The organism is Pseudomonas sp. PDM32 (assembly GCF_019219225.1).
In the GTDB taxonomy this organism is placed as follows: domain Bacteria; phylum Pseudomonadota; class Gammaproteobacteria; order Pseudomonadales; family Pseudomonadaceae; genus Aquipseudomonas; species Aquipseudomonas laurylsulfatiphila.
The window spans coordinates 240,221-261,999 of sequence record NZ_JAHUWE010000009.1 but is presented as its reverse complement, the minus strand read 5'-3'; the positions used below and the strand labels follow the sequence as shown (position 1 = coordinate 261,999).

General features: G+C 61.5%; 20 protein-coding genes. 5 read left to right on the top strand and 15 right to left on the bottom strand.

Annotated elements, in window-relative coordinates:
* Positions 1-18 precede the first annotated feature (18 nt).
* The 5 genes from KW846_RS18915 to KW846_RS18895 form a co-directional block, all read right to left on the bottom strand.
* Positions 19-1,371, bottom strand: coding sequence for a cytosine permease (locus KW846_RS18915; protein WP_218484223.1), 1,353 nt, complete (start codon positions 1,369-1,371; stop codon positions 19-21).
* Positions 1,372-1,376: 5 nt separating this feature from the next.
* Positions 1,377-2,054 carry an isochorismatase family cysteine hydrolase gene (locus tag KW846_RS18910; RefSeq protein ID WP_218484221.1) on the bottom strand — a complete coding sequence of 226 codons (678 nt, stop codon included), beginning with the start codon at positions 2,052-2,054 and terminating at the stop codon, positions 1,377-1,379.
* A 90-nt stretch (positions 2,055-2,144) separates the two neighbouring features.
* Positions 2,145-2,297, bottom strand: coding sequence for a hypothetical protein (locus KW846_RS18905; protein ID WP_007976201.1), 153 nt, complete (start codon positions 2,295-2,297; stop codon positions 2,145-2,147).
* A gap of 213 nt (positions 2,298-2,510) precedes the next feature.
* A complete protein-coding gene (locus KW846_RS18900) occupies positions 2,511-3,554 on the bottom strand; it encodes an LLM class flavin-dependent oxidoreductase (RefSeq protein ID WP_218484218.1) in 1,044 nt (347 codons plus the stop codon).
* A 167-nt stretch (positions 3,555-3,721) separates the two neighbouring features.
* Positions 3,722-4,207, bottom strand: coding sequence for a flavin reductase family protein (locus KW846_RS18895; protein ID WP_218484215.1), 486 nt, complete (start codon positions 4,205-4,207; stop codon positions 3,722-3,724).
* A gap of 324 nt (positions 4,208-4,531) precedes the next feature.
* On the opposite strand from KW846_RS18895, the gene KW846_RS18890 reads away from it, so the two are divergent.
* A complete protein-coding gene (locus tag KW846_RS18890) occupies positions 4,532-5,938 on the top strand; it encodes a cytosine permease (protein WP_218484213.1) in 1,407 nt (468 codons plus the stop codon).
* A gap of 165 nt (positions 5,939-6,103) precedes the next feature.
* Here KW846_RS18890 and KW846_RS18885 read toward each other — a convergent pair whose 3' ends face one another.
* A complete protein-coding gene (locus KW846_RS18885; protein WP_218484210.1) occupies positions 6,104-6,724 on the bottom strand; it encodes a glutathione S-transferase family protein in 621 nt (206 codons plus the stop codon).
* Positions 6,725-7,071: 347 nt separating this feature from the next.
* On the opposite strand from KW846_RS18885, the gene KW846_RS18880 reads away from it, so the two are divergent.
* Positions 7,072-8,397: an OprD family porin gene (locus KW846_RS18880; protein WP_218484209.1), complete on the top strand. Its 1,326-nt coding sequence runs from the start codon at positions 7,072-7,074 to the stop codon at positions 8,395-8,397.
* A 48-nt stretch (positions 8,398-8,445) separates the two neighbouring features.
* On the opposite strand, the gene KW846_RS18875 is transcribed toward KW846_RS18880, so the two are convergent.
* The gene (locus KW846_RS18875) at positions 8,446-8,718 is read right to left on the bottom strand and encodes a hypothetical protein (protein WP_218484207.1); all 273 of its coding nucleotides are present in this window, start codon (positions 8,716-8,718) and stop codon (positions 8,446-8,448) included.
* Between the two features lie 15 nt (positions 8,719-8,733).
* On the opposite strand from KW846_RS18875, the gene KW846_RS18870 reads away from it, so the two are divergent.
* Entirely contained in the window at positions 8,734-9,834 is a 1,101-nt protein-coding gene (locus KW846_RS18870; RefSeq protein WP_057395996.1) for a polyamine ABC transporter substrate-binding protein, read from the top strand.
* 201 nt (positions 9,835-10,035) lie between these two features.
* Here KW846_RS18870 and KW846_RS18865 read toward each other — a convergent pair whose 3' ends face one another.
* On the bottom strand, positions 10,036-10,824 hold the full coding sequence (locus tag KW846_RS18865) for a helix-turn-helix domain-containing protein (protein WP_116582605.1): 789 nt from the start codon (positions 10,822-10,824) through the stop codon (positions 10,036-10,038).
* Positions 10,825-10,908: 84 nt separating this feature from the next.
* Here KW846_RS18865 and KW846_RS18860 point away from each other — a divergent pair, with 84 nt between their 5' ends.
* Complete coding sequence (locus tag KW846_RS18860; protein ID WP_218484204.1) at positions 10,909-11,907, top strand: bile acid:sodium symporter family protein; 999 nt, start codon at positions 10,909-10,911, stop codon at positions 11,905-11,907.
* 43 nt (positions 11,908-11,950) lie between these two features.
* Here KW846_RS18860 and KW846_RS18855 read toward each other — a convergent pair whose 3' ends face one another.
* The 6 genes from KW846_RS18855 to ribBA all read right to left on the bottom strand — a co-directional run bounded on the left by KW846_RS18855 (position 11,951) and on the right by ribBA (position 19,298).
* Positions 11,951-13,666: an amidase gene (locus tag KW846_RS18855; RefSeq protein ID WP_218484202.1), complete on the bottom strand. Its 1,716-nt coding sequence runs from the start codon at positions 13,664-13,666 to the stop codon at positions 11,951-11,953.
* 264 nt (positions 13,667-13,930) lie between these two features.
* Positions 13,931-15,085: an ABC transporter ATP-binding protein gene (locus KW846_RS18850; protein WP_104448743.1), complete on the bottom strand. Its 1,155-nt coding sequence runs from the start codon at positions 15,083-15,085 to the stop codon at positions 13,931-13,933.
* Between the two features lie 16 nt (positions 15,086-15,101).
* Positions 15,102-15,911, bottom strand: a complete 810-nt coding sequence (locus KW846_RS18845; RefSeq protein WP_007976227.1) for an ABC transporter permease — start codon at positions 15,909-15,911, stop codon at positions 15,102-15,104.
* A 6-nt stretch (positions 15,912-15,917) separates the two neighbouring features.
* Positions 15,918-16,862 carry an ABC transporter permease gene (locus KW846_RS18840; RefSeq protein ID WP_007976229.1) on the bottom strand — a complete coding sequence of 315 codons (945 nt, stop codon included), beginning with the start codon at positions 16,860-16,862 and terminating at the stop codon, positions 15,918-15,920.
* A complete protein-coding gene (locus KW846_RS18835) occupies positions 16,859-17,884 on the bottom strand; it encodes an ABC transporter substrate-binding protein (RefSeq protein WP_218484200.1) in 1,026 nt (341 codons plus the stop codon). Before KW846_RS18835 ends, KW846_RS18840 begins: the two co-directional genes overlap by 4 nt.
* Positions 17,885-18,188: 304 nt before the next feature.
* Positions 18,189-19,298 (bottom strand): bifunctional 3,4-dihydroxy-2-butanone-4-phosphate synthase/GTP cyclohydrolase II, encoded by a 1,110-nt coding sequence (gene ribBA, locus KW846_RS18830; RefSeq protein ID WP_218484197.1) that lies wholly within the window; start codon positions 19,296-19,298, stop codon positions 18,189-18,191.
* A gap of 70 nt (positions 19,299-19,368) precedes the next feature.
* Here ribBA and KW846_RS18825 point away from each other — a divergent pair, with 70 nt between their 5' ends.
* Positions 19,369-19,665, top strand: coding sequence for a DUF1330 domain-containing protein (locus KW846_RS18825; protein ID WP_095967716.1), 297 nt, complete (start codon positions 19,369-19,371; stop codon positions 19,663-19,665).
* Positions 19,666-20,326: 661 nt separating this feature from the next.
* Here the strand turns inward: KW846_RS18825 and KW846_RS18820 are convergent.
* Positions 20,327-21,778: a curlin gene (locus KW846_RS18820; RefSeq protein ID WP_218484195.1), complete on the bottom strand. Its 1,452-nt coding sequence runs from the start codon at positions 21,776-21,778 to the stop codon at positions 20,327-20,329.
* Between the last annotated feature and the right edge of the window lies 1 nt (position 21,779).

Here is a 21,779-nt window from a genome sequence, read left to right as displayed (position 1 = left end):
GCCGTCAAATGCTGATGACTACGCAGGTACGCTGACGCGCGCGTTCATTTTCATCAGCCAGTAGTAACTCACCGCCGGCACCAGCAACCCGACAACCCACGCCAGATCCACCCCGTCCAGCGCCGTGGCCACCGGGCCGACGTACAGCGTGGTGTTCATGAACGGGATTTCCAGGGCGATCGCCAGCAGGAAACTGCCGCAGGCAATCCGGTTGACCCGCCCGTAGATCCCGTTCAGGTCGAAGATATCGTCAATCAGGTATTGGCCTTTGCGCAGGCAGTAGTAGTCCACCAGGTTGATCGCCGTCCACGGGATCAGGAAGTAGCTCATGAAGAAGATGAAGTTCAGGAAGAAGTTGATGAAGTCGTCCTGACTGATGGTGCACAGGGCCGTGGCCACCAGGCTGATCAGCAGCATGAACACACCGCGCACCCGCGGCGTCACTTTGAGTCGGGCAAACGGTTCGATCACGGTGATGGTCGACATGAACGCGCCGTACAGGTTGAACACGTTGATCGACACCTGGCCATAGACGATGAAGGCGAACAGCAGCAGTGCGCCAGTGCCGAACAAACCGGCGACATGCCCGCCGACGTTGCTGGAAAAGTCGCCGATGCCGACGCTCAGGATCGCCCCGAGAATCATCATCCACGCGCCACCGCTGACCGTGCCGGCATAGCTGTACCAGAACACCTGGGCGGTCGGCGTGTTGCTCGGCAGGTAGCGCGAGTAGTCGGCGACGTAAGGCGCGTAGGACAGTTGCCAGGTCACGGCGATGCTCACCGCCACCAGGAACTTCGACAACGAGAAGCCGGTCGGCAGCCATTGTTCGGCCGGGATCGGCAACTGCAAGGCGAGCACCGTGGCGGCCACGAACACCACCAGCGACAGAATCGACAGCAGCTTCTGCAAGCGGTGAATCAACCGATAGCCATAGAGGGCGACAACGAAGCACAACGCGCCGATCAGGTAGATGTTGCCGGACATCGGCAGTGGGCTGACGGACTCCAGCGCCTGGGCCGCGAGCAAGGTGTTGCTGACGAAGAAGCCCAGGTAAATCAGCATCACGAACAGCAGCGGCAACACCGCCCCCAGCACACCGAATTGCGCCCGGCTCTGGATCATCTGCGGAATCCCCAGCTTCGGTCCCTGGGCCGAGTGGGAGGCCATGAAAATCGCCCCCAGCAACGAGCCGACGATGATCGCCAGCGCACTCCAGAACAGGTTGAGCCCCATCACCACCGGCAACACGCCGGAGGCGATGGTGGTGATGTTCATGTTGGCGCCGAACCAGATATAGAACAGCGAACCCGGCTTGCCGTGGCGTTCGGTCTCGGGGATGAAATCGATGCTTCTTTTTTCGACTTGCATGGCGATCACTCCTGAGTCCGGACGAGACGGGATTGCAGACGGGCGATGGTGCTTTGCAGCTCATGGGGCTGGTGGGCAAACAGGTCCGGACGCTCGGGGATCAGGCTCAGGTAGTCGCGCTGTTCCAGGGCGCGCAGGCATTCGGTCGTGGTGAGGATTTCCAGCGAGTAGACCCAGTTGGCCATGATCAGCAGGGCCGAGTAATGCGCGGCCTCGGTGGTCGTGGTGCAGGCATCGCTGACCAGGCGCACGCGGTAGCCCAGGGCGAAGGCATCGAACACGCTGGTCAGCACGCAAACGTCCGTGAGTACGCCGCAGACGATCAGCGTGTCGACCTCCATGGCCTTGAGTCGGGCATCGAGGTCGGTGCGGTGAAAGGCGCTGTAACGGCCCTTGTCGATGATCCATTCACCGGGCTGCGGCGTCAGCGACTCGATGATTTCCACTTGCCGGGTGCCGGCGCGGTAACCGCCGGGGCCACCGTCGGCGGCCAGGGGTTCGCCGTGGGGCAGGTCACTGCCGTCGGCCTGATTGATGTGGCGGGTATAGATGACAGGCATCCGCTGATGGCGGGTGGTATCGAGCAGGGCGGCGGTATGGGCGAGCACCCTGTCGAAGTTTTCCAGGACGAAACCGTCCTCCTGCTGCATGTCGATGATCAACAGCGCGTTGTTATTGTTCATTGGGCAAACCTGATCAAAGGCGAATACAAGACACCGCACGCGCCAGGCCATGGCGAGACGCGGGGTGCATGATTGGCTGTTCGGGTGGGCTCAGTGAACTATTTGCCAGAAGCCGTTCTGCTTGGCCGAAACGCTAGCGCGCAGACGCTTGAAATGCAGGTGCGAGGCGGTCCATTCACCGCGCAGGTAAGCCCGCGCGGCGCCGGAGGGAAGGGCGAGTGATGGGAGACGATCAGTGAACATGGAAATCGACCCCCTGTAGGAGCGAACCTGTGGCGAGGGGGCTTGCCCCCGTTGGGCTGCGGAGCGGCCCTGCAGCCTGTGACCGCGGTGTGTCAGACGTACCGCAAGTATTGGTTTTACGACTGCTTCGCAGTCGAACGGGGCGATGCGGCGATCCGACAAGCCCCCTCGCCACAGGCTCGCTCCTACAGTTGATGTCGCAGGGCGGCGCAATCAGCGAAACGCTGGCACCACATGCTTGATGAACAGCTCCAGGGATTTTTTCTTCTCCGCGTGGGGCAGGCTGTTATCGCACCAGAAGCTGAATTCGTCCACGCCCAGTTCCTGGTAGTACTTGATGCGCGGAATGATTTCTTCCGGGGTGCCGATCATGGCGGTCTTGTGCAGGCTCTCGAGTTCGAACTCGGGGCGACCGGCGAATTTCTCTTCCGGGCTCGGCGCGAGGAAACCGTTGACCGGGGTGGTCTTGTTGCCGAACCAGGCATCGAAGGTGCGATAGAACTTCGAGATCGCCTTGGCCCCGACTTCCCAGCCCTGCGGATCGTCGGCGGTGTGCACGTGGGTGTGACGCAGCACCATCAGTTGCGGGCGCGGCACGCCAGGGTTGTTGTCCAGGGCGGCCTGGAATTTGTTCTTCAGGTCGAGGACTTCCTCGTCGCCTTTCATCAGCGGCGTGACCATGACGTTGCAGCCGTTGGCCACCGCGAAGTTGTGCGAGTCCGGGTCGCGGGCGGCGATCCACATCGGCGGGTTCGGTTGCTGGATCGGCTTGGGCACGCTGGTGGAGGTCGGGAATTTCCAGATGTCGCCGTCGTGGGCGTAGTCGCCGTTCCACAAGGCTCGCACCACCGGAACCATTTCCCGCAACGCCTGGCCACCGGAGGAGGCTGGCATGCCGCCGGACATGCGGTCGAATTCGATCTGGTAGGCGCCACGGGCCAGGCCGACTTCCATGCGGCCATTGCTGATCACGTCGAGCAACGCGCATTCACCGGCCACCCGCAGCGGATGCCAGAACGGCGCGATGATGGTGCCGGCACCCAGGTGAATGGTAGTGGTCTTGCCCGCCAGATAAGCCAGCAACGGCATCGGGCTCGGCGAAATGGTGTACTCCATGGCGTGGTGTTCGCCGATCCACACGGTGCTGAAACCACCGGCTTCGGCCATCAGCGTCAGTTCGGTCAGGTCTTCGAACAACTGGCGGTGGCTGACGCTTTCGTCCCAACGTTCCATGTGTACGAACAGGGAAAACTTCATGACACTTACCTCGGATCTTTTGTTGTTGGCCTGTCGACTGCGGGCCTGATGGTTATTGGTATACCATAATACGAATTGAGTGGTAAAGATCGCAGCCTGCGGCAGCTCCTACAACGAGATGCGTATGCCCCTGTAGGAGCTGCCGCAGGCTGCGATCTTTTCAATGGTCAAGCCAGAACAGGCAGGGCGCCCATCTTGCCGTGGCAATACACCAGTGGCCCGCTGCTCTGTTGAGGCACGATCAGGTTCTTCACCGCGCCGACCATGATGGCGTGGTCGCCGCCTTCATATTCGCGCCACAACTCGCATTCGATGACCGCCGTGGCGTTGGCCAGGATCGGGTTGCCCAACTCGCTGAGCGTCCACTCGATCCCCTGGGCCTTGTCCTTGCCTTTGCGCGCGAAGGCATAGGCTTCGCTTTGCTGGCCGCCGGACAGCACGTGGATCGCAAAACGTTTGTTCCTGATCAGGACAGGATAGGAGTCGGAGCTGTAGTTGGGGCAGAACAGCACCAGGGCCGGGTCCATCGACAGCGAGCTGAAGGCGCTGGCGGTCAGGCCGACGATTTGCCCCTCTTCATCGAGCGTAGTGATCACGGTCACTCCGGACGGGAACGAGCCCATGACTTGTTTGTAGATGGCGGCATCGATCATTGGACGGTCCTCGGGTGGTGTGACGCGGTTTTTATGTGTTTATAGGTCTGATGGTATACCGTAATACATCGATTGCAAGGTCTTTTTGAGTGAACCGATAAACGTACTGCTTTCCTCGAGAACCCAATGATTACAGGGATATTGGCTAACAAATGTGGGCTTGAATCGGGCAGGATACCGGCTCAGAGGCTTGTTCAAAGACCGGATCAGTCTTGTTTAAAGTTTGGAATACCATAATATGGTCTGCATCTGAGGGGCGGCCAGAGAGTCCCCCCGGTTTGGCTTCATACAAAGATAAGAACAGACAAACTCGAGTTCATGCACATGTCCCAGATGTCCCGGCAAGATCCGTTGATCGAGAACCATACGGTCGACTACGTTCCACTCGCAGAGCGCCATGGGAAGGCCCGCGATCTTTTCACCCTGTGGTTCAGCACCAACATCGCGCCACTGCCCATCGTCACCGGCGCGATGGTGGTCCAGGTGTTTCACCTCAATCTGTTCTGGGGCCTGCTGGCGATTGCCCTCGGGCACATGGTCGGCGGTGTGGTGATTGCGCTGGCGTCGGCCCAGGGGCCATGCATGGGTATTCCGCAAATGGTCCAGAGCCGTGGTCAGTTCGGCCGCTACGGCGCGCTGCTGATCGTGTTCTTCGCCGCGTTGATCTACATCGGTTTCTTCATCTCCAACATCGTGCTGGCAGGCAAATCGATTGTCGGCATTGTGCCGTCGGTTCCGGTACCGGCGAGCATTCTGATCGGCGCCCTCAGCGCCACGGCCATTGGGGTGATCGGTTATCGCTTCATCCACACCCTCAACCGCATCGGTACCTGGGTCATGGGCAGCGCGTTGCTCGCCGGTTTCCTCTACATCTTCGCCCATGACCTGCCGGCGGACTTCTTCACTCGCGGCGGGTTCAACCTGTCGGGCTGGCTGGCCACGGTCTCGCTGGGCATCATCTGGCAGATCAGCTTCTCGCCGTATGTGTCGGACTATTCGCGCTACCTGCCGGCGGACATCGGCATCACCCGGCCGTTCTTCGCCACTTACCTGGGGGCGACCCTGGGCACGATCCTGTCGTTCACCTTCGGTGCCGTGGCGGTCCTGGCGACGCCCGAAGGCACCGAGGCGATGGCGGCGGTCAAGCAGTCCACCGGTTGGCTGGGGCCGATCCTGATGGTGCTGTTCCTGCTCAACATCATCAGCCACAACGCCCTGAATCTGTATGGCGCAGTGCTGTCGATCATCACCTCGATCCAGACCTTCGCCAGCCAGTGGACGCCGAGCATCAAGGTGCGCGTGGTGTTGTCGGGCATCGTCCTGGCGGGTTGCTGTGTGGTGGCGCTGGGTGCCTCGGCGAACTTCATTTCGCAGTTCATCGGCCTGATTCTGGCGCTGTTGCTGGTGCTGGTGCCCTGGGCGTCGATCAACCTGATCGACTTCTACCTGATCAAGCGTCGCCGCTACGACATCGCCTCGATCTTCCGCGCGGACGGCGGCATCTACGGGCGTTTCAACCTGCACGCGATCATCGCCTACTTCATCGGCATCATCGTGCAGCTGCCATTCGCCAACACTTCACTGTATGTCGGGCCGTACGCCAATCTGGTGGACGGCGCGGACCTGTCGTGGCTGGTGGGTCTGGTGGTGACATGCCCGTTGTATTACTGCCTCGCTACGCGAAGCCAGGCACAGGAAAGCCGTGCGGTGACGTTCGGCTACACCGACTGAGGCAACAAGGTTCTGTATTTGTCTGAAACGTAACGCTGATCTTGTGGCGAGGGAGCTTGCTCCCGTTGGACTGCGTAGCTGTCCCCTCCAAGGGCCGCTTCGCAGCCCAACGGGAGCAAGCTCCCTCGCCACAGTTTTTTTGTTCGCCCCGGATTCTCTCTCCGCTCAGGAATGCTTGAACACATTCAGGCCGCGTTGTACCGCCGGCCTGGCTTCGACCGCGTCGAACCAGCGCGATAGTTGTGGCAGCAGCTTCCAGTCCAGCCGGTCACGGAATGCCATGGCAATGGTGAACGCCGAAATGTCGGCCATGGAAAACTGTTCGCCGGCCATGAATTCGCCGGTCAAAAAACTTTCCGAGTAGGTCAGTTGTTCGATCACCCGCAGATCGATGATCGCCGCCGCTTTGTCCTGGCCTGCCTGGTGCAGGAAAAACGCGGCATGGCTGGGGGCGATGACATCGGTCACGAAAAAGAAATAGCGGTCGATCACCCGGGTGCGCACAGGTCCCGGCTGCGCCGGTGCCAGCTTTCCGGGGGCAATGGAGTCGGCGTACTGGATGATGGCGTTGGACTGGTTGATGACCAGCGTCGGCGTCGTCCCGTGATCGATCAGGGTCGGCACTTTCCCGGCCGGGTTGAGCGCCAGGAAGTCCGGCCCGCGGTGCTCCTGTGCATACAGGTCAAGCTTGCGTGCCGTGTAGGCGATGCCCGACTCGTCGAGGGCGATTGCGGCTCGCAGACTGTTGCCGGTATTGGCGCCGAACAGCTCTATCCGATCGTTCATGGGCATTGCTCCTTGGGTGACACACAGGCAGCCAGCGAACACTGCCGATGAGATCAGTATGATGAAAATCCGCCGCACCGATATTCAAAAACAGTGATCGTCCATACCCCTGCGCGACAAGCCGTATCCCTCTACGAAAACTACTTTCACCGCGTTTGATAATAGCCTGCCGAAATGTTTTAAGAGTTTCACAAGCCAGTCAGTAAACCCTCACCTCGAACAATTCGCATCACTCATCGAGCGCGCCTGTTGTCGCGTTCGTGTTGAGCGCTGTTGCGTGGGCGGCAATCGGGTCCTGCCTGGCGGTGAAACCTTCAAAAACGATAAGAAAGACCCAGGAGCACCCTATGTTCAAACGTGCGATTCCCACCGCAGTTCTGTTGGCCACCGGTTCGCTGTGTGCACAGGCCGCCGATTCCGCCGCCCATGGTTTTCTCGAAGACAGCAAGGCCAGCCTGTCGATGCGCACCCTGTACTTCAACAGCGACAATCGTGATGGCGCAGCGGAGCCTTCGAAAACCGAAGAGTCAGCCCAGGGCTTCGTGTTGCGCTATGAGTCCGGGTTTACCCAGGGCACGCTAGGGTTCGGGCTCGATGCCCAGGCGTTGCTCGGCATCACGCTGGACAGCGGAGCGGGGCGCCACGTCGGTAGCGGCATGATTCCTTCCGACGGCGACGGCGCGGCCGACACCTGGAGCAGCTTCGGCCCCACGGCGAAGATGCGCCTGGCCAGGACTGAATTTCGCTACGGCACCTTGTTGCCGAAGTTGCCGATCCTGCTGGCCAACGATGCGCGTGTGTTGCCGCAATCGTTTACCGGTGCGCAGGTCACTTCGAACGACATCGATGGCCTGACCCTGACCAGCGGTGTGCTCGAGCACGCGGTCGGGCGTGCCTCGACCGACCGTACAGGGCTGTCGGTCGCCGGCAGCACCCAGGACAGCAACAAGTTCTATTACGCCGGCGCTGACTACAACCTCACCAAAAGCCTCAAGGCGCAGTATTACTTCGCGCAGCTGGAGGATTTCTACAACCAGAACTTTCTCGGCCTGACGCACATTCTGTCCATCGACAGCGCCAGCTCACTGACCACCGACCTGCGCTACTTCCGCACCACGTCCAGCGGTGCCAACAGCTCAGCCTCCGGCCGTGCGCAAGGTTATCGGGTATCCGGGTACACCGACGACAACGATGGTGAAATCGACAACAGCACCTGGGTGGCGATGGTCACCTACACCCATGGCGGGCATGCGGTGTCGGTGGGTCATCAACGGGTGGGCGACGGCAGCAACTTCGTCCAGCCCAACCAGGGCAGCCTGGTGGACAAAGGGGCGGGCGGCGGCAGTGTCTACCTGCCCACCGACAAGATGATCCAGAACTTTGCCCGCGCCGGAGAGCAGACGAACTTCGGGCAATACACCTACGACTTCGCGCCCATGGGCGTGCCGGGCCTGAAAGCCTCGATTGCGTATCTCAAGGGCACGGACATCAAGGCGCAAAACGCCAGCGATCAGTCCGAATGGGAGCGCGACATGACCCTGGACTACGTGTTGCAGTCGGGCACGTTCAAAGGGGTGGGGTTCACACTGCGCAATGCCAAATCGAACACCGACGCCGGCCGCAATGTGGACCAGAGCCGGTTCATCATCAACTACACCTTGTCATTGCTGTAATCACGCACATCCCCCTGTGGGAGCGGGCTTGCTCGCGAAAGCGGTGTGTCAGGCGACACTGGTATTGAATGTGCCGGCCTCTTCGCGAGCAAGCCCGCTCCCACAAAAATCGATTCGTGGACTGGCCGCCGCACTGTCGCGTCGCTGATCAATGCGGACAGGTATTTTGGCCGTTTCGATCTCCTTTTGGCCTGACTCACGCTGTGAACCGGCCACGCCCTCGGCAAGAATCAACACCAGAAACTTCACTTCCTTGCCCTTGGCAATTTTCAAGGCCGCTGCCGTGTACAGAACATAAAAACCATCGAACTCACGCCACACTTGGGGAAATGATCCATGGACTCAATGAAACGCATACTGGGCGCCACCGTTTGCGGACTGTCGCTGCTGGCCAGCGCGGTGCACGCCGAACAGCACGAATTGCGGGTGTACAACTGGGCGGACTACATCCTGCCGTCCGTACCCAAGGATTTTGCCAGGGACACCGGGATCAAGGTGACCTGGGACACCTTCGACACCAACGAGTCCCTGGAAGCCAAGCTGCTCACCGGCAACTCGGGCTACGATCTGGTGGTGCCCTCGAACCAGTTCATCGAAACCCAGATCAAGGCGGGCGTGTTCCAGAAACTCGACAAGTCCAAGCTGCCGAACTGGTCGCACCAGGACCCGGCGTTGCTCAAGCTGCTGGACAAGAACGACCCGGGCAACCAGTACGGCGTGCCCTACATGTACGGCACCGTGCTGATCGGATTCAACCCGGCCAAGGTCAAGGCGGCGCTGGGCGAGAATGCGCCGGTGGACAGCTGGGACCTGGTGTTCAAGCCCGAGAACATGGAGAAGCTCAAGGCCTGTGGCGTCGCGATGCTCGACTCGCCATCGGAGATCCTGCCGCTGGCCCTGCATTACCTTGGGCTGGACCCGAACAGCCAGAACCCGGATGACTACGAAAAAGCCAAGGCGCTGATGCTCAAGGTTCGTCCTTACGTCACCTACTTCAACTCCGCCAAGTACATGACCGACATCGCCAACGGCGATATCTGCGTGGCCATTGGTTACTCCGGCAGCTTCTATCAGTTCGGCAACCGCGCCAAAGAGGCGGGTAACGGTGTGGTCGTCGACTGGCGCCTGCCCAAAGAGGGGGCGCCAATCTGGTTCGACACCTTCGCCATCCCCAAAAGCGCGAAGAACGTCGCCGAGGCCCACGAATTCCTCAACAACCTGCTGGACCCGAAAGTCATCGCACCCATTAGCGACTTCCTCGGTTACCCGAATGCCAACAAGGACTCGCTGGCGCTGATCGACAAGGACATCACCGGCAACCCGAACCTGACACCGACCAGCGAGGCATTGAAGACGCTGTACGTCGTGCAGCCATTGCCGCAAAAGCTCGAGCGGGTGCGCACGCGGGTGTGGACCAGCATCAAGTCCGATCAGTAACTCCGAGATCCTTGCAGGCGTCGAACACAAATCCTGCGGGCGGCGAACATCCATTGTGGGAGCGGGCTTGCTCGCGAATGCGGAGTGTCAGTCAAGAATGTGTTGACTGACACTCCGCATTCGCGAGCAAGCCCGCTCCCACATTTGATTGATGTCGAGCACAAATCCCATGCCCGCTCCCACAGGTTGTACGGTGCAGGCCTAGCGAAAAAACTCCCCCGGCGTTTCACCAAACTGCTGACGAAACGCCGCGATAAACGCCGACGTCGAGTCATAGCCGCAAGCCAACGCCACGTCGGTCACTCGCTCGCCCTGTTCCAGGGGTGTCAGGGCGCCGAGCAGGCGCAAACGTTGGCGCCAGGCGCGAAAGGTCAGGCCGGTGTCGCGCAGGAACAGGCGACTGAGGGTTTTCTCGGTGACGCCGAATCGGTCGCTCCAGTGACTGAGGGTGGTTTGTTGTTCGGGGTGCGACTCCAGGCTTTGCGCAATTTGCCGCAACCGGCTGTCCTGGGGCAGCGGCAGCATCAGGTCGATCTGCGGGGCCTCAGCCAACTGATCGAGAATCACCTGGGCCAACCGGCCGTGCGCGCCATCCTGATCGTATTCCACCGGAATCTGACTGAAGGCACGGATCAACTCGCGCAACAGATCGCTGACCGCCAACACATGACAGCCCGGCGGCGCCCAGGTCGAGACGCTGCAATCGATGTACAGGCTGCGCATTTCCGTGCGCGGCGAACTGAACACCCGGTGCGGCATGCCTGCCGGAATCCACACCGCACGCTCCGGCGGGGCGACGAAGCGCCCGACGCCGGTCTGGATTTCGAGCACGCCCTGGATCGCATAGGACAGTTGCACCCACGGGTGGCTGTGGCGCCGGGTCAGGGCGCGATTGGGCAGCGATTCGGTACGGCCGTAGAGTGGCCTGGGCAGGCTGGACAGCCCGGGAATACTGCGCCGGATACTTTTGTCATGTCCTTTAGGCGGCATCGGTGGGCTCATCGGCGTTAGTCGGTAATATCCAGTCACGTTAGAGTCGCTTTCATGTACTGGCAACCCCCGGATGATCAACCCATGACGCGCCCCCGTTTGTTACCCGACAACTTCACCCTGACCCTGATCGGCGTGGTCGCGCTCGCCAGCCTGCTGCCTGCCAGCGGCCAGGTCGCGGTCGGTTTTGGCTGGCTGACCAACATCGCCATTGCGCTGCTGTTTTTCCTGCACGGCGCCAAGCTGTCCCGCGAGTCGATCATTGCCGGTGCCGGGCACTGGCGCCTGCATTTGCTGGTGTTCAGCCTGACCTTCGTGCTGTTCCCGCTGCTCGGCCTGGCGCTCAAGCCGCTGCTGTCACCGCTGATCGGCAACGACCTGTACATGGGCATGCTCTACCTGTGTGCGCTGCCCGCCACGGTGCAGTCGGCGATTGCCTTTACTTCGCTGGCGCGGGGCAACATCCCGGCGGCGATTTGCAGCGCGGCGGCGTCCAGCCTGTTCGGGATTTTCCTCACGCCCTTGCTGGTGACCCTGCTGCTCAAAGTGCATGGCGAAGGCAGCTCGACCCTCGACGCCATCCTCAAGATCAGCGTGCAGTTGCTGCTGCCGTTCATTGCCGGGCAAATCGCGCGGCGCTGGATCGGCAACTGGGTGGGGCGCAACAAGAGTTGGCTGAAGTTCGTCGATCAGGGTTCGATTTTGCTGGTGGTCTACGGCGCGTTCAGCGAGGCGGTGATCGAAGGCCTCTGGCACCAGATTCCGTTGCTGGACCTGGTCGGGCTGGTGGTGGTGTGCTGCGTGGTCCTGGCGCTGGTGTTGGTGGCCTCGACCGTACTGGGCAAGGCGTTCGGCTTCAATCAGGAAGACCGCATCACCATTCTTTTCTGCGGTTCGAAGAAAAGCCTGGCGACTGGTGTGCCGATGGCGCAGGTGTTGTTTGCCGGTAGCACCATTGGCGTGTTGATCCTGCCGTTGATGCTGTTCCACCAGATTCAACTGATGGTCTGTGCGGTACTGGCACAGCGTTTTGCCAATCGGCCGGAATCGATTCCGGAACTGATGGCTCAGGTCGATCCCTGAAAATCCGGGACTGGAGCGGTAATGGCTCCAGTCCCGGAGTTGCTTACCGCTTGTCAGCCGCCAATGGCGGAGTGCGCGGCGGGATCATGCGTTTGTTCCCAGTCGACTCGAACGCCGATGCCAGGTGCAGCAGCGACGAGTCGTCATAGGCGCGCCCGGCAAACGTCAGGCCGACCGGCATGCCGATGTCCGGCATCACGCCCATTGGCACGGTGACCGTTGGCACGCCGAGGTGGCGGATGGCGAGGTTGCCGTTGGCGACCCAAATACCGTTGCTCCAGGCGATATCCGCCGACTGCGGATCGACATCGGCATTCGCCGGCGCTACATCGGCGACCGTCGGGAACAGCACCGCGTCGAGGCCCAGGCGATCCATCCAGTCTTCCAGATCGAGCTTGCGGGTCTTCTCCAGTCCGCGCAGGCCGTCGGGCACTGTGCTGATCTGGTCCCACGGTGTGATGCCGCGCTCGGCCATGCGCACGTATTCGTCCATGCCGGCGACCAGGTCGCCCTCGCGGTTGGGCAGGGTGCCCGGGTCGTGAGGGAAGATCTGCGGGCCGTCGACATCGGCCAGGCGATTCAATTTCGGATCGCCGTTGGCCTGCAGGAAGTCATCGAACGCCCAGGCGGTCAGGTCCCACAGTTCATGGTGCAGGAATTCCTTGGAGACGATGCCGCGATTGAACACGGTCGGCGCGCCAGGGCGATCGCCTTCGCAATTGGAGACCAGCGGGAAGTCCACATCGATCACTTGCGCCCCGGCGTCTTCGAGGGTCTTGCGCGCCTGTTCCCACAGACCGATCACCGAAGGACGGGTGTTGATGCGCTGGCCGGTCGGGCCACCGATGCCCGGCGCTTCGGAAGTGCCAGCTTCAGGGTCGGCGTTGATGTACATGCGCGGAATGCCGAACTTCTTGCCCTTGAGGGCTTCGCTGTTCGCCGCCAGCGTGGCATAGGATTGCGGGCGTACCTCGGACGATTTCGGAATGGGCACCCAAGGCTGCAAGCGCCACAGGTCACCGCGGGTATCCGCGTCATCGGCCACCACCACATCGAGCACTTCGAGCAGGTCGGCCATGGTCCGGGCAAACGGCACGACCACGTCCATGGTCGGGGTCAGCGGCCAGTTGCCGCGTACCGAGATCACGCCGCGCGAAGGGGTGTAGGCGCACAAACCGTTGTTCGAAGCCGGGCCGCGACCACTCGACCAGGTTTCTTCCGCCAGACCGAAAGCGGCGAAACTGGCCGCGGTGGCCGTGCCGGCACCGTTCGACGAACCGGAGGCGAAAGGGGCGGTGAGGTAGCCGGCGTTGTACGGGCTCTCGGCACGGCCGTAGACGCCGCGCTGCATCCCGCCGTTGGCCATCGGCGGCATGTTGGTCTTGCCCAGGCAGATCGCCCCGGCGGCGCGCAGGCGTTCGATGGTGAACGCATCGCGATAGGCGACCAGGTCCTTGAAGGCCGGGCTGCCGGAAGCGGCGGTGAGGCCCTTGACCAGATAACTGTCCTTGGCGGTGTAAGGGATGCCGTCCAGCGGGCCCAGCACCTGGCCCTTGGCGCGACGGGCGTCGGCGGCCTGCGCTTCAGCGAGGGCCTCGGGGTTGCGCACCACCACCGCGTTCAGTGCCGTGGGCGTCTCGGGTCCGTCATAGGCGTCGATCCGCGCGAGATAGGCCTGGACCAGTTCAACCGAGGTGGTCTGGCCGGATTCGAGCGCGGCGCGCAGCTCGGCAATGGAAACTTCGGTGACTTCGATCATGCTGCCACCGCCGCTTGCAGGTGGAGGGTCCCAAACACTTCACTTTTCTCGAAATGGACTTTCATATCGTTATTCTCGTTGCACTGTGTGGCACGACAGGGTCGGGTGTTAAAAATACTGAGCACTATTTAGCATTAAACCGGGATTTTAGGAATCCGTTGTCCAATTTATCTTACAGGTGACAGAAAAAAGGCCACCACAACCCGACGTTGTGGTGGCCCGAGGGTGACGCATTATAGTGGCCCGCGCGCGCAGGCCAATGGATCAGTGAGCGCCGGCAGCCTTGTTCAGGTCGCTTTCGGCCCATTCGGTGTAGACGCAGGCGTCGGCGGTGGCCCAGCGCACCCGCACCGGGTCGCCGGCCTTGAGCGGCATGCCGGCGGCGGACAGTGCCTTGACCGTCATCGAGGTGCCGCCAGCGGTGATCACGCTGCAGGTCTGGCTTTCGCCGAGGAACAGCACTTCCACGACCTTGGCCGAGACTTCGTTCCAGCCGGCGGCCAGCGGTTCGGCGAGGGCTTGTTCATTGCTCAGGGCCAGGGCTTTTTCCGGGCGTACCATCAGCAGCACGTCCTGGTCGGTTTGCAGGCTGGCGGTGAGTCGGATCGACAGCGGTTGCCCCTCGAAGGTCGCCACCGCATTCCCCTGGGCCTTGAGCTTGAGGAAGTTGGAGTTGCCCAGGAACGAGGCGACAAAGGCGTTCGGTGGGTTCTGGTACAGGTCGTAACCGCTGCCCAGGCCAACGATCTTGCCGTGGCTGAAAATCGCGATGCGCTGGGACAGGCGCATGGCTTCTTCCTGATCGTGGGTCACGTAGACAATGGTGATGCCCAGGCGCCGATGCAGCTGGCGCAGTTCATCCTGCAAGTCTTCGCGCAGTTTTTTGTCCAGCGCGCCGAGGGGTTCGTCCATCAGCAAAATGCGTGGTTCGTAAACCAGTGCGCGGGCGATGGCGACGCGCTGTTGCTGACCACCGGACAGTTGCGAAGGGCGGCGATGGGCGAATTGCTCAAGTTGCACCAGCTTGAGCATCGCATCGACCCGGCGCTCGCGTTCGGCCGTGGCCAGTTTACGGATCGCCAGCGGGAAGGCGATGTTGTCGCGCACCGACAGGTGCGGGAACAGCGAGTAGCGTTGGAACACCATGCCGATGTCGCGCTTGTGCGGCGGCACGTTGACCAGCGACTGGCCGTTGACCAGGATCTCGCCGCTGCTCGGCGTTTCGAAGCCGGCGAGCATCGACAGCGTGGTGCTTTTGCCCGAGCCGCTGGAGCCGAGGAAGGTGAGGAATTCACCGTCCTTGATGTCCAGCGAGATGTTGTCCACGGCGGCGAAGTCGCCGTAGTGCTTGTTCAGGTTACGCAGGCTGACCAGGGGTTTGTCATTTTGCTGCGCGGAATCTTTGATCACTGCACTCATGTCGTACTCCTGGCGCTCAAGCGCTGATTTCGTTGCGCCGGCGCAGAGCGGCGGCGATCACCATGACCAATACCGAGAGGCCGATCAGCAGCGTCGAGGCGACGGCGATCACGGGCGTCAGGTCCTGGCGCAGGGTGGTCCACATTTTCACGGGAAGGGTTTGCAGGGTCGGGCTGGCCATCATCACGCTCAGCACCACTTCATCCCACGAGACGAGGAAGGCGAAGAGGGCGCCGGCGACCATGCCCGGGCGGATTGCCGGGAAGGTCACCTTGAACACTGCTTGCAGGCGCGAAGCGCCGCAGATCACCGCCGCATCCTCGATCGACTGATCGAACAGCTTCAGCGAGTTGATGATGGAGATGATGGTGAACGGTAACGCCACGATCACATGGCTGACTACGAAGGCGAACATGGTCCCGGTGTAGCCCAGTTTCAGGAACAGCGCGTACACCGCCACGGCGATGATCACCAGGGGCACGATCATCGGCAGGGTGAACAGGCCGTAGAGCATTTCGCGGCCGGGGAAGCGGCCACGTACCAGTGCGAACGCGGTTGGCAGGCCCAGCGCGACGGCGAAGAACGTGGTCAGCACCGCGACCTTGAGGCTGGCCATCGCCGCGTTCATCCAGTCGGCGTTGGAGAAGAACTGGCCGTACCATTTCAGCGTCCAGCCCGGCGGCGGGAACACCAGCCATTGCGACGATCCGAACGACAGCAGCACGATGAACACGATCGGCAGCAGCAGGAACAGACCGATCAGCCCGGTGGTGGCATAGAGGCCGAAGCGCATCCGGCGGCTCATGGCATTGGGGGTCAGGAGCATGACGGCTTACCTCGCGTTGCTGGCGCCAACCGGGGATTCCGGCTGGAGCTTCAGGTAGAAGTAGAACAGCACCAGCGTGATCACGATCAACAACGCGGCGCCGGCGCTGGCCAGGCCCCAGTTGAGGAACGACTGCACCTGCTGAATGATGAACTCGGGCAGCATCATGTTCTGCGCACCGCCCAGCAGCGCCGGGGTCACGTAGTAACCGAGGGACATCACGAACACCATCAGGCCACCGGAGAACAGCCCCGGCCGGCACAGCGGCAGGAACACCCGGAAGAAATTGGTCCAGGGGCTGGCGCCGCAGATCGAACCGGCCTGCAGGATCATCGGGTCGATGGCCTGCATGGTCGCCTGCAACGGCAGCACGATGAACGGGATCATGATGTAGCTCATGCCGATCACCACGCCGGTGAGGTTGTGCACCATCTCCAGCGGTTGATCGATGATGCCCATCGCCATCAGCGCCTTGTTGATCACCCCGGAGGCTTGCAGCAACACCAGCCAGGAGTAGGTGCGGGCGAGCAGGCTGGTCCACATCGACAACAGCACGATGTTGAGGATCCAGCGCCCCCAGCCACGCGGCACCAGGGTGATCGCCCAGGCCAGCGGGAAGCCCAGCAGCAGGCTGAATAGCGTGACCAGGCCCGCCACCGAGAAGGTGTTGAGCAACACCCGGGCATAGGCCGAGTTGGCGAACAGTTGCTCGTAGTTGCCCAGGCCCGGCACCGGTTCCAGCACGCCGCGCAACAGCAGGCCAATCAGCGGCGCGAGAAAGAACAGGCCGAGGAACAGCAGGGCGGGGACCAGGTTGCTGGCGCCACGCCAACGCTGCTTCAGCGATGGCGAGGGTTGCTTTGCAAGGGGCTGGCCGACTGCCGGACCGGCAGCGCCGATGGCGCTCCCGGAGGCCGTGGAAGGTCGAGGCGCGGTTGCCGTCATTTTCATTTGACCAGCCATTCGTTCCACCGTGTCGCAATGGCTGGACCGTTCTTGGCCCAGTATGCGAAATCAAGAGTGATCTGATCCTTTGCGTAGGCCGTCGGCAGGTTCGGGGCCAGCGCCGAGTCCAGGCGTGCCACGCTGTCGACGTTGACCGGGGCGTAGGCGGTCAGGTTGGAGAAGTCGGCCTGTCCTTTGGCGCTGCTGGCGTTGGCCAGGAACTTCATCGCCGCGTCCTTGTTTTTCGAACCCTTGGGAATGACCAGGATGTCGGCCATGACCAGGTTCTGCTTCCAGCTTACGCCGACCGGGGCGCCGTCTTCCTGCAGGGCATGAATCCGGCCGTTCCAGAACTGGCCCATGCTCGCTTCACCGGAGGCCAGCAGTTGCTGCGACTGCGCGCCGCCGCCCCACCAGACGATGTCTTTCTTGATGGTGTCGAGTTTCTTGAACGCGCGGTCCAGGTCCAGCGGGTAGAGCTTGTCCGCCGCTACACCGTCGGCCAGCAGCGCCAGTTCGAGCACGCCAGGGCTCGGCCATTTGTAGAGGGCGCGTTTGCCGGGGTAGGTCTTGGTGTCGAACAGCGCGGACCAGTCCTGGGGCTTGCTGGCGCCGAGCTTGCCTTCGTTGTAGCCGAGGACGAAGGAGAAGAAGAACGAGCCGACGCCGTGATCGCTGACGAAGCGCGGGTCGATCTTGTCGCGCTCGATGACTTTGAAATCGAGGGGTTCGAGCAAGCCTTCGGCGGCGGCGCGCAGGGCGAAGTCGGCTTCGACATCGACCACGTCCCATTGCACGTTGCCGCTTTCGACCATGGCCTTGAGCTTGCCGTAGTCGGTCGGGCCATCCTGCACAACGGTGATGCCGCTGGCCTTGCTGAACGGATCGGCCCAGGCCTGCTTCTGCGCATCCTGGGTGCTGCCGCCCCAACTGACGAAGTTGACGCTTTCAGCCGCCAGCAATGCCTGGCTGGTGACGCTCAGCAGTCCCGCAAAAAGAACCGCGGTCGCACGTTTGTTCAACACCATTTTCACGCCCTCATTGTTGTGTTTATGAGCGGGGCTTTCGAGTGCCCGCCTATCGGGAGCAGTAGGTCCGTCGAGTCAGTGCTGACTGTCCGGTCTATGGAATATCATATTATGGTATTCCAAACTTTGTGCAAGCACTTTGCCGTACCGGCTATCAGCCAAAAGCGGTTTTTCAGTGTCGACGCATTCCCCCTGTGGGAGCGGGCTTGCTCGCGAAGAGGGAGTGTCAGTCGACATCTCTCTGTCAGACATACCGCTTTCGCGAGCAAGCCCGCTCCCACAGGGGATTGCATTCAGCCGAGGATCACTCGGTGAACGGAATGCTTTCCACCACCTCCAGGTCGTACCCGGTCAAGCCCGCATACTTCAACGGCGGACCGAGGTGGCGCAGCTTGCCGACACCCAGGTTCTGCAGGATCTGCGCGCCGGTGCCGACTTCCGAATAAATCCGCGACTGCGAACGGTTGAACTGCCGGGGCGGTTGGGTCAATTGCGGCACGCGTTCCAGCAGCGCCTGGGAGGATTCGTGATTGGCCAGCACCACCACCACGCCGTGGCCTTCGGCGGCGACACGCTGCAAGGCGGCCCACAAGGTCCAGTTGGTCGGCCCGCTGTATTCGGCGCCGACCAGGTCGCGCAACGGATCGATCACATGCACGCGCACCAGCGTCGGCTCTTCGCGGCGCAGATCGCCCATGACCATGGCCATGTGGACACCGCCTTCGATGCGATCCTCAAAGGTGATCAGACGGAAGGTGCCGTGCACCGTCGGCAGGTCACGTTCACCGATGCGCACGATGGTGTGCTCGGTGCTAAGGCGGTAGTGGATCAGGTCGGCGATGGTGCCGATCTTGATCCCGTGCCTGCGCGCGAACACTTCCAGGTCGGGGCGGCGGGCCATGGTGCCGTCGTCGTTCATCACTTCGACGATCACCGAGGCAGGCGTGTGGCCGGCCAGGCGGGCCAGGTCGCAACCGGCTTCGGTGTGACCGGCGCGGGTCAGCACACCGCCTTCCCGGGCGCGCAACGGGAAGATGTGCCCGGGTTGCACGATGTCGGAAGGACCTGCGTTGGCGGCGACGGCGGCGGCCACGGTGCAGGCACGATCGGCGGCGGAGATACCGGTGGTCACTCCGACGGCAGCCTCGATGGACACGGTGAACGCGGTGCTGAACACGCTGCCGTTGCTCGGCACCATTTGCTCCAGGCCCAGGCGTTTGCAGTGTTCGTCGGTCAGGGTCAGGCAGATCAGGCCACGGGCTTCACGGGCCATGAAGCTGATCGCCTCGGGTGTGCAGCAGTCGGCGGCCAGCAACAGGTCGCCTTCGTTTTCCCGGTCTTCATCGTCGACCAGCAGGACCATTTTGCCGAGGCGGTAATCTTCGATGATTTCTTCGATGCTGTTGAAGGCCATGCTGGAGTCTCGGTGTTTGTGGGATGAGCAATGTGGTATACCATAATACAAAACAAATCGAGAGGTCACTATGAAGGCGTACTGGATTGCTCACGTGGATGTCACTGACCCTGATCAGTACAGCCAATACACCCGGCGGGCGCCACAGGCGTTTGCCCTGTATGGCGGTCGGATTCTGGCGCGGGGCGGGCGTAGCGAGGCGATGGAAGGTCGGGCGACACCGCAGCGCAGTGTGGTGATCGAGTTCGATTCCTATGAGCAGGCGGTGGCTTGCTATCACTCGGCGTTGTATCAGGAGGCGAGGGGGTATCGTGAGGGGGTGGCTTTGGCTGAGGTCATCATCGTTGAAGGGGTGGCGCCGCTTTGAATTGCGATTGTGTACATATCCGTTTCTTCGGTAACGGCGGCTTATGGTTTCGCCCTTACGGCGACTCACTTTTTTACAAGCGCCTAAAAAAGTAAGCAAAAAACGCTCGCCCCTTACGTACGGCCCCTCGCTGAGGCTCGGGGTTCCTTCGCTCTGGTATTCATCCGGGGGGTATTGCCCTCCGGTCGGCTTCGCTTCGACCTACATGCAATGAGTTCGACTGCGTCGAACGGCGCTGCGCGCCCATCCCCGGATGAACACCTGCGCTCAGCCTGCCGAGGGGGCGGGTGGATCAAGATCAAGAGTTGCAGGCGAGCTAACGCTCGGCCTGATGAGTGGTGAAGAGTGTCTGTGTACGCCGACCCCCTGTAGGAGCTGCCGCAGGCTGCGATCTTTTGATCTTGATCTTCCGCTCTTAAAAAACAAAATCAAAAGATCGCAGCCTGCGGCAGCTCCTACAGGGGATCACCTACGCATCAGAATCAGGCTGACGGGCTCTGTAGGAGCGAGCTTGCTCCGGGCGGCGTTCCGACGAAAAACCTGAGGGCACCGCGGGGGGCAGGCTCCCCGCATCATCGTTGACCGCCATCGCGAGCAAGCTCGCGCCTACAGGCCGGGCGGCGTTTCGTTTTTCCACGTAACCCGCCCCCCCCCCCCCCGATTACTGCTGCAGCACGGTGGCCTGGTTGGTCGAACCATACTGTTGCACGGTGGCAGTCTGGGTCATGCCGCTCTGGTCGATGTTGGCGATGTTGCCGGTGCCGCCCTGGGTCACGTACGCCACGTTCATGGTGTCGGCCTGTTTGACGGTGATCATGTTGTCGCTGCTGCCGGACAATTGCTGGGTGTAGGCGCGGTTGCTGCTGCCGTCCTGATTGAATTCGGTGCTGTTGCCCGTACCCATTGTGCTGCCCATGGCCAGGTTGGTCTCGCCGCGCTGGTCGGAGATCAGGATGTTGTCAGTGCCGTTCTGGTCGAAGTACAGCTCGTTATACAAATTGTCCTGGCTGACGGTGGTTTTGTTGCCGGTACCGGTCTGGTGGGTGGTCACGATATGGCCGGTACCGTTCTGGGTGAAGTTGGCGACGTTGTCGTAGCCATTCTGGTTGATGGTCGCACGCTGGCCAGTGCCGAACTGGCCGCCGGTCTGCGGGCCTTTCCAGTTGCTGGCGTAGACCTTGTTGCCGTCACCTGTGGTGGTGACATTGAGCACCTGGTCAGTGCCGTTTTGATAGGTGTAATGCACGTTGCTGTTGCCTTGTTGATACAGCGCCAGGGTCGCGTTGGTGGATTCGTACTGGTCGGCATAGAGGGCATTGAGGTTGCCGACCTGCAGCACCGAAGCCACGTTGTTATCGCCAAAGCTCTGGTCGACGATGGTTTCGTTGGTGTTCCCGTATTGGTTGATGGTGGCCTGGCTGGCGACCTGAGTCTCTTGCCAGACTTCGGTGCCGTTGCCGTTGCCGTACTGGTTGATGCTCAGGTTGCCGCCCTGGCCGTTGCGCTGGTCGCCATAGGCATAGTTGCCGTCGCCGTTCTGGTTGATGTCCATCCGGGCGCCGTTGTGCAAAACCTGTTCGGCGGTGCCGTAGTTCTCGTTGCCGTGCTGGGTGACCGTCGCTTTGTTGCCGATGCCCACCTCCGTCTGTTCGACGTTGGCTTCGTTGTTGTCACCGAACTGGAAGGTTTTGGCGGACGCGCCGTCCTGACTGCTCTGGTAGATGAGCGAGAAGTTGCCGTTACCTTCCTGTTGCTGCAAGGCCTCGCTGCTACCCACGCCGATTGACTGGCTGGCATGGGTGTTGTTGTACGTGCCGGACTGCAGCTGATGGATGGTGCTGCCGTTTTCATACAGCTGCTCGGCATATCCGGCGTTGTACTGGCCGGACTGTTGCTGGTCGATGGTGCTGGTGGCGGTGTCCTGCACCGCCGCGGCATCGTTGCCCAGACCCTGTTGCTGTTGATTGGCGCTACTGAGCGCAGCCGCGATCTGCTTCACGTCGGCGATGTTGGCGGTGCCGTCCTGAAACTGGTTGGAAATGCTGTCTTCAGCCATGGCCTGGGCACTGACCATGACGAGGATCGCGGCGGTGAGGGGCGTCAATTTGAACATG

Bases quoted from the DNA above. Each gene is read 5' to 3' on its own strand.
- KW846_RS18910 (WP_218484221.1), bottom strand. From the start codon at position 2,054: ATGAACAATAACAACGCGCTGTTGATCATCGACATGCAGCAGGAGGAC.
- KW846_RS18885 (WP_218484210.1), bottom strand. From the start codon at position 6,724: ATGAACGATCGGATAGAGCTGTTCGGCGCCAATACCGGCAACAGTCTG.
- KW846_RS18860 (WP_218484204.1), top strand. From the start codon at position 10,909: ATGACGCGCCCCCGTTTGTTACCCGACAACTTCACCCTGACCCTGATC.
- KW846_RS18890 (WP_218484213.1), top strand. From the start codon at position 4,532: ATGTCCCAGATGTCCCGGCAAGATCCGTTGATCGAGAACCATACGGTC.
- KW846_RS18845 (WP_007976227.1), bottom strand. From the start codon at position 15,911: ATGCTCCTGACCCCCAATGCCATGAGCCGCCGGATGCGCTTCGGCCTC.
- KW846_RS18895 (WP_218484215.1), bottom strand. From the start codon at position 4,207: ATGATCGATGCCGCCATCTACAAACAAGTCATGGGCTCGTTCCCGTCC.
- KW846_RS18905 (WP_007976201.1), bottom strand. From the start codon at position 2,297: ATGTTCACTGATCGTCTCCCATCACTCGCCCTTCCCTCCGGCGCCGCG.
- KW846_RS18840 (WP_007976229.1), bottom strand. From the start codon at position 16,862: ATGAAAATGACGGCAACCGCGCCTCGACCTTCCACGGCCTCCGGGAGC.
- ribBA (WP_218484197.1), bottom strand. From the start codon at position 19,298: ATGGCCTTCAACAGCATCGAAGAAATCATCGAAGATTACCGCCTCGGC.
- KW846_RS18880 (WP_218484209.1), top strand. From the start codon at position 7,072: ATGTTCAAACGTGCGATTCCCACCGCAGTTCTGTTGGCCACCGGTTCG.
- KW846_RS18915 (WP_218484223.1), bottom strand. From the start codon at position 1,371: ATGCAAGTCGAAAAAAGAAGCATCGATTTCATCCCCGAGACCGAACGC.
- KW846_RS18865 (WP_116582605.1), bottom strand. From the start codon at position 10,824: ATGCCGCCTAAAGGACATGACAAAAGTATCCGGCGCAGTATTCCCGGG.
- KW846_RS18835 (WP_218484200.1), bottom strand. From the start codon at position 17,884: ATGGTGTTGAACAAACGTGCGACCGCGGTTCTTTTTGCGGGACTGCTG.
- KW846_RS18820 (WP_218484195.1), bottom strand. From the start codon at position 21,778: ATGTTCAAATTGACGCCCCTCACCGCCGCGATCCTCGTCATGGTCAGT.
- KW846_RS18855 (WP_218484202.1), bottom strand. From the start codon at position 13,666: ATGATCGAAGTCACCGAAGTTTCCATTGCCGAGCTGCGCGCCGCGCTC.
- KW846_RS18870 (WP_057395996.1), top strand. From the start codon at position 8,734: ATGGACTCAATGAAACGCATACTGGGCGCCACCGTTTGCGGACTGTCG.
- KW846_RS18850 (WP_104448743.1), bottom strand. From the start codon at position 15,085: ATGAGTGCAGTGATCAAAGATTCCGCGCAGCAAAATGACAAACCCCTG.
- KW846_RS18825 (WP_095967716.1), top strand. From the start codon at position 19,369: ATGAAGGCGTACTGGATTGCTCACGTGGATGTCACTGACCCTGATCAG.
- KW846_RS18900 (WP_218484218.1), bottom strand. From the start codon at position 3,554: ATGAAGTTTTCCCTGTTCGTACACATGGAACGTTGGGACGAAAGCGTC.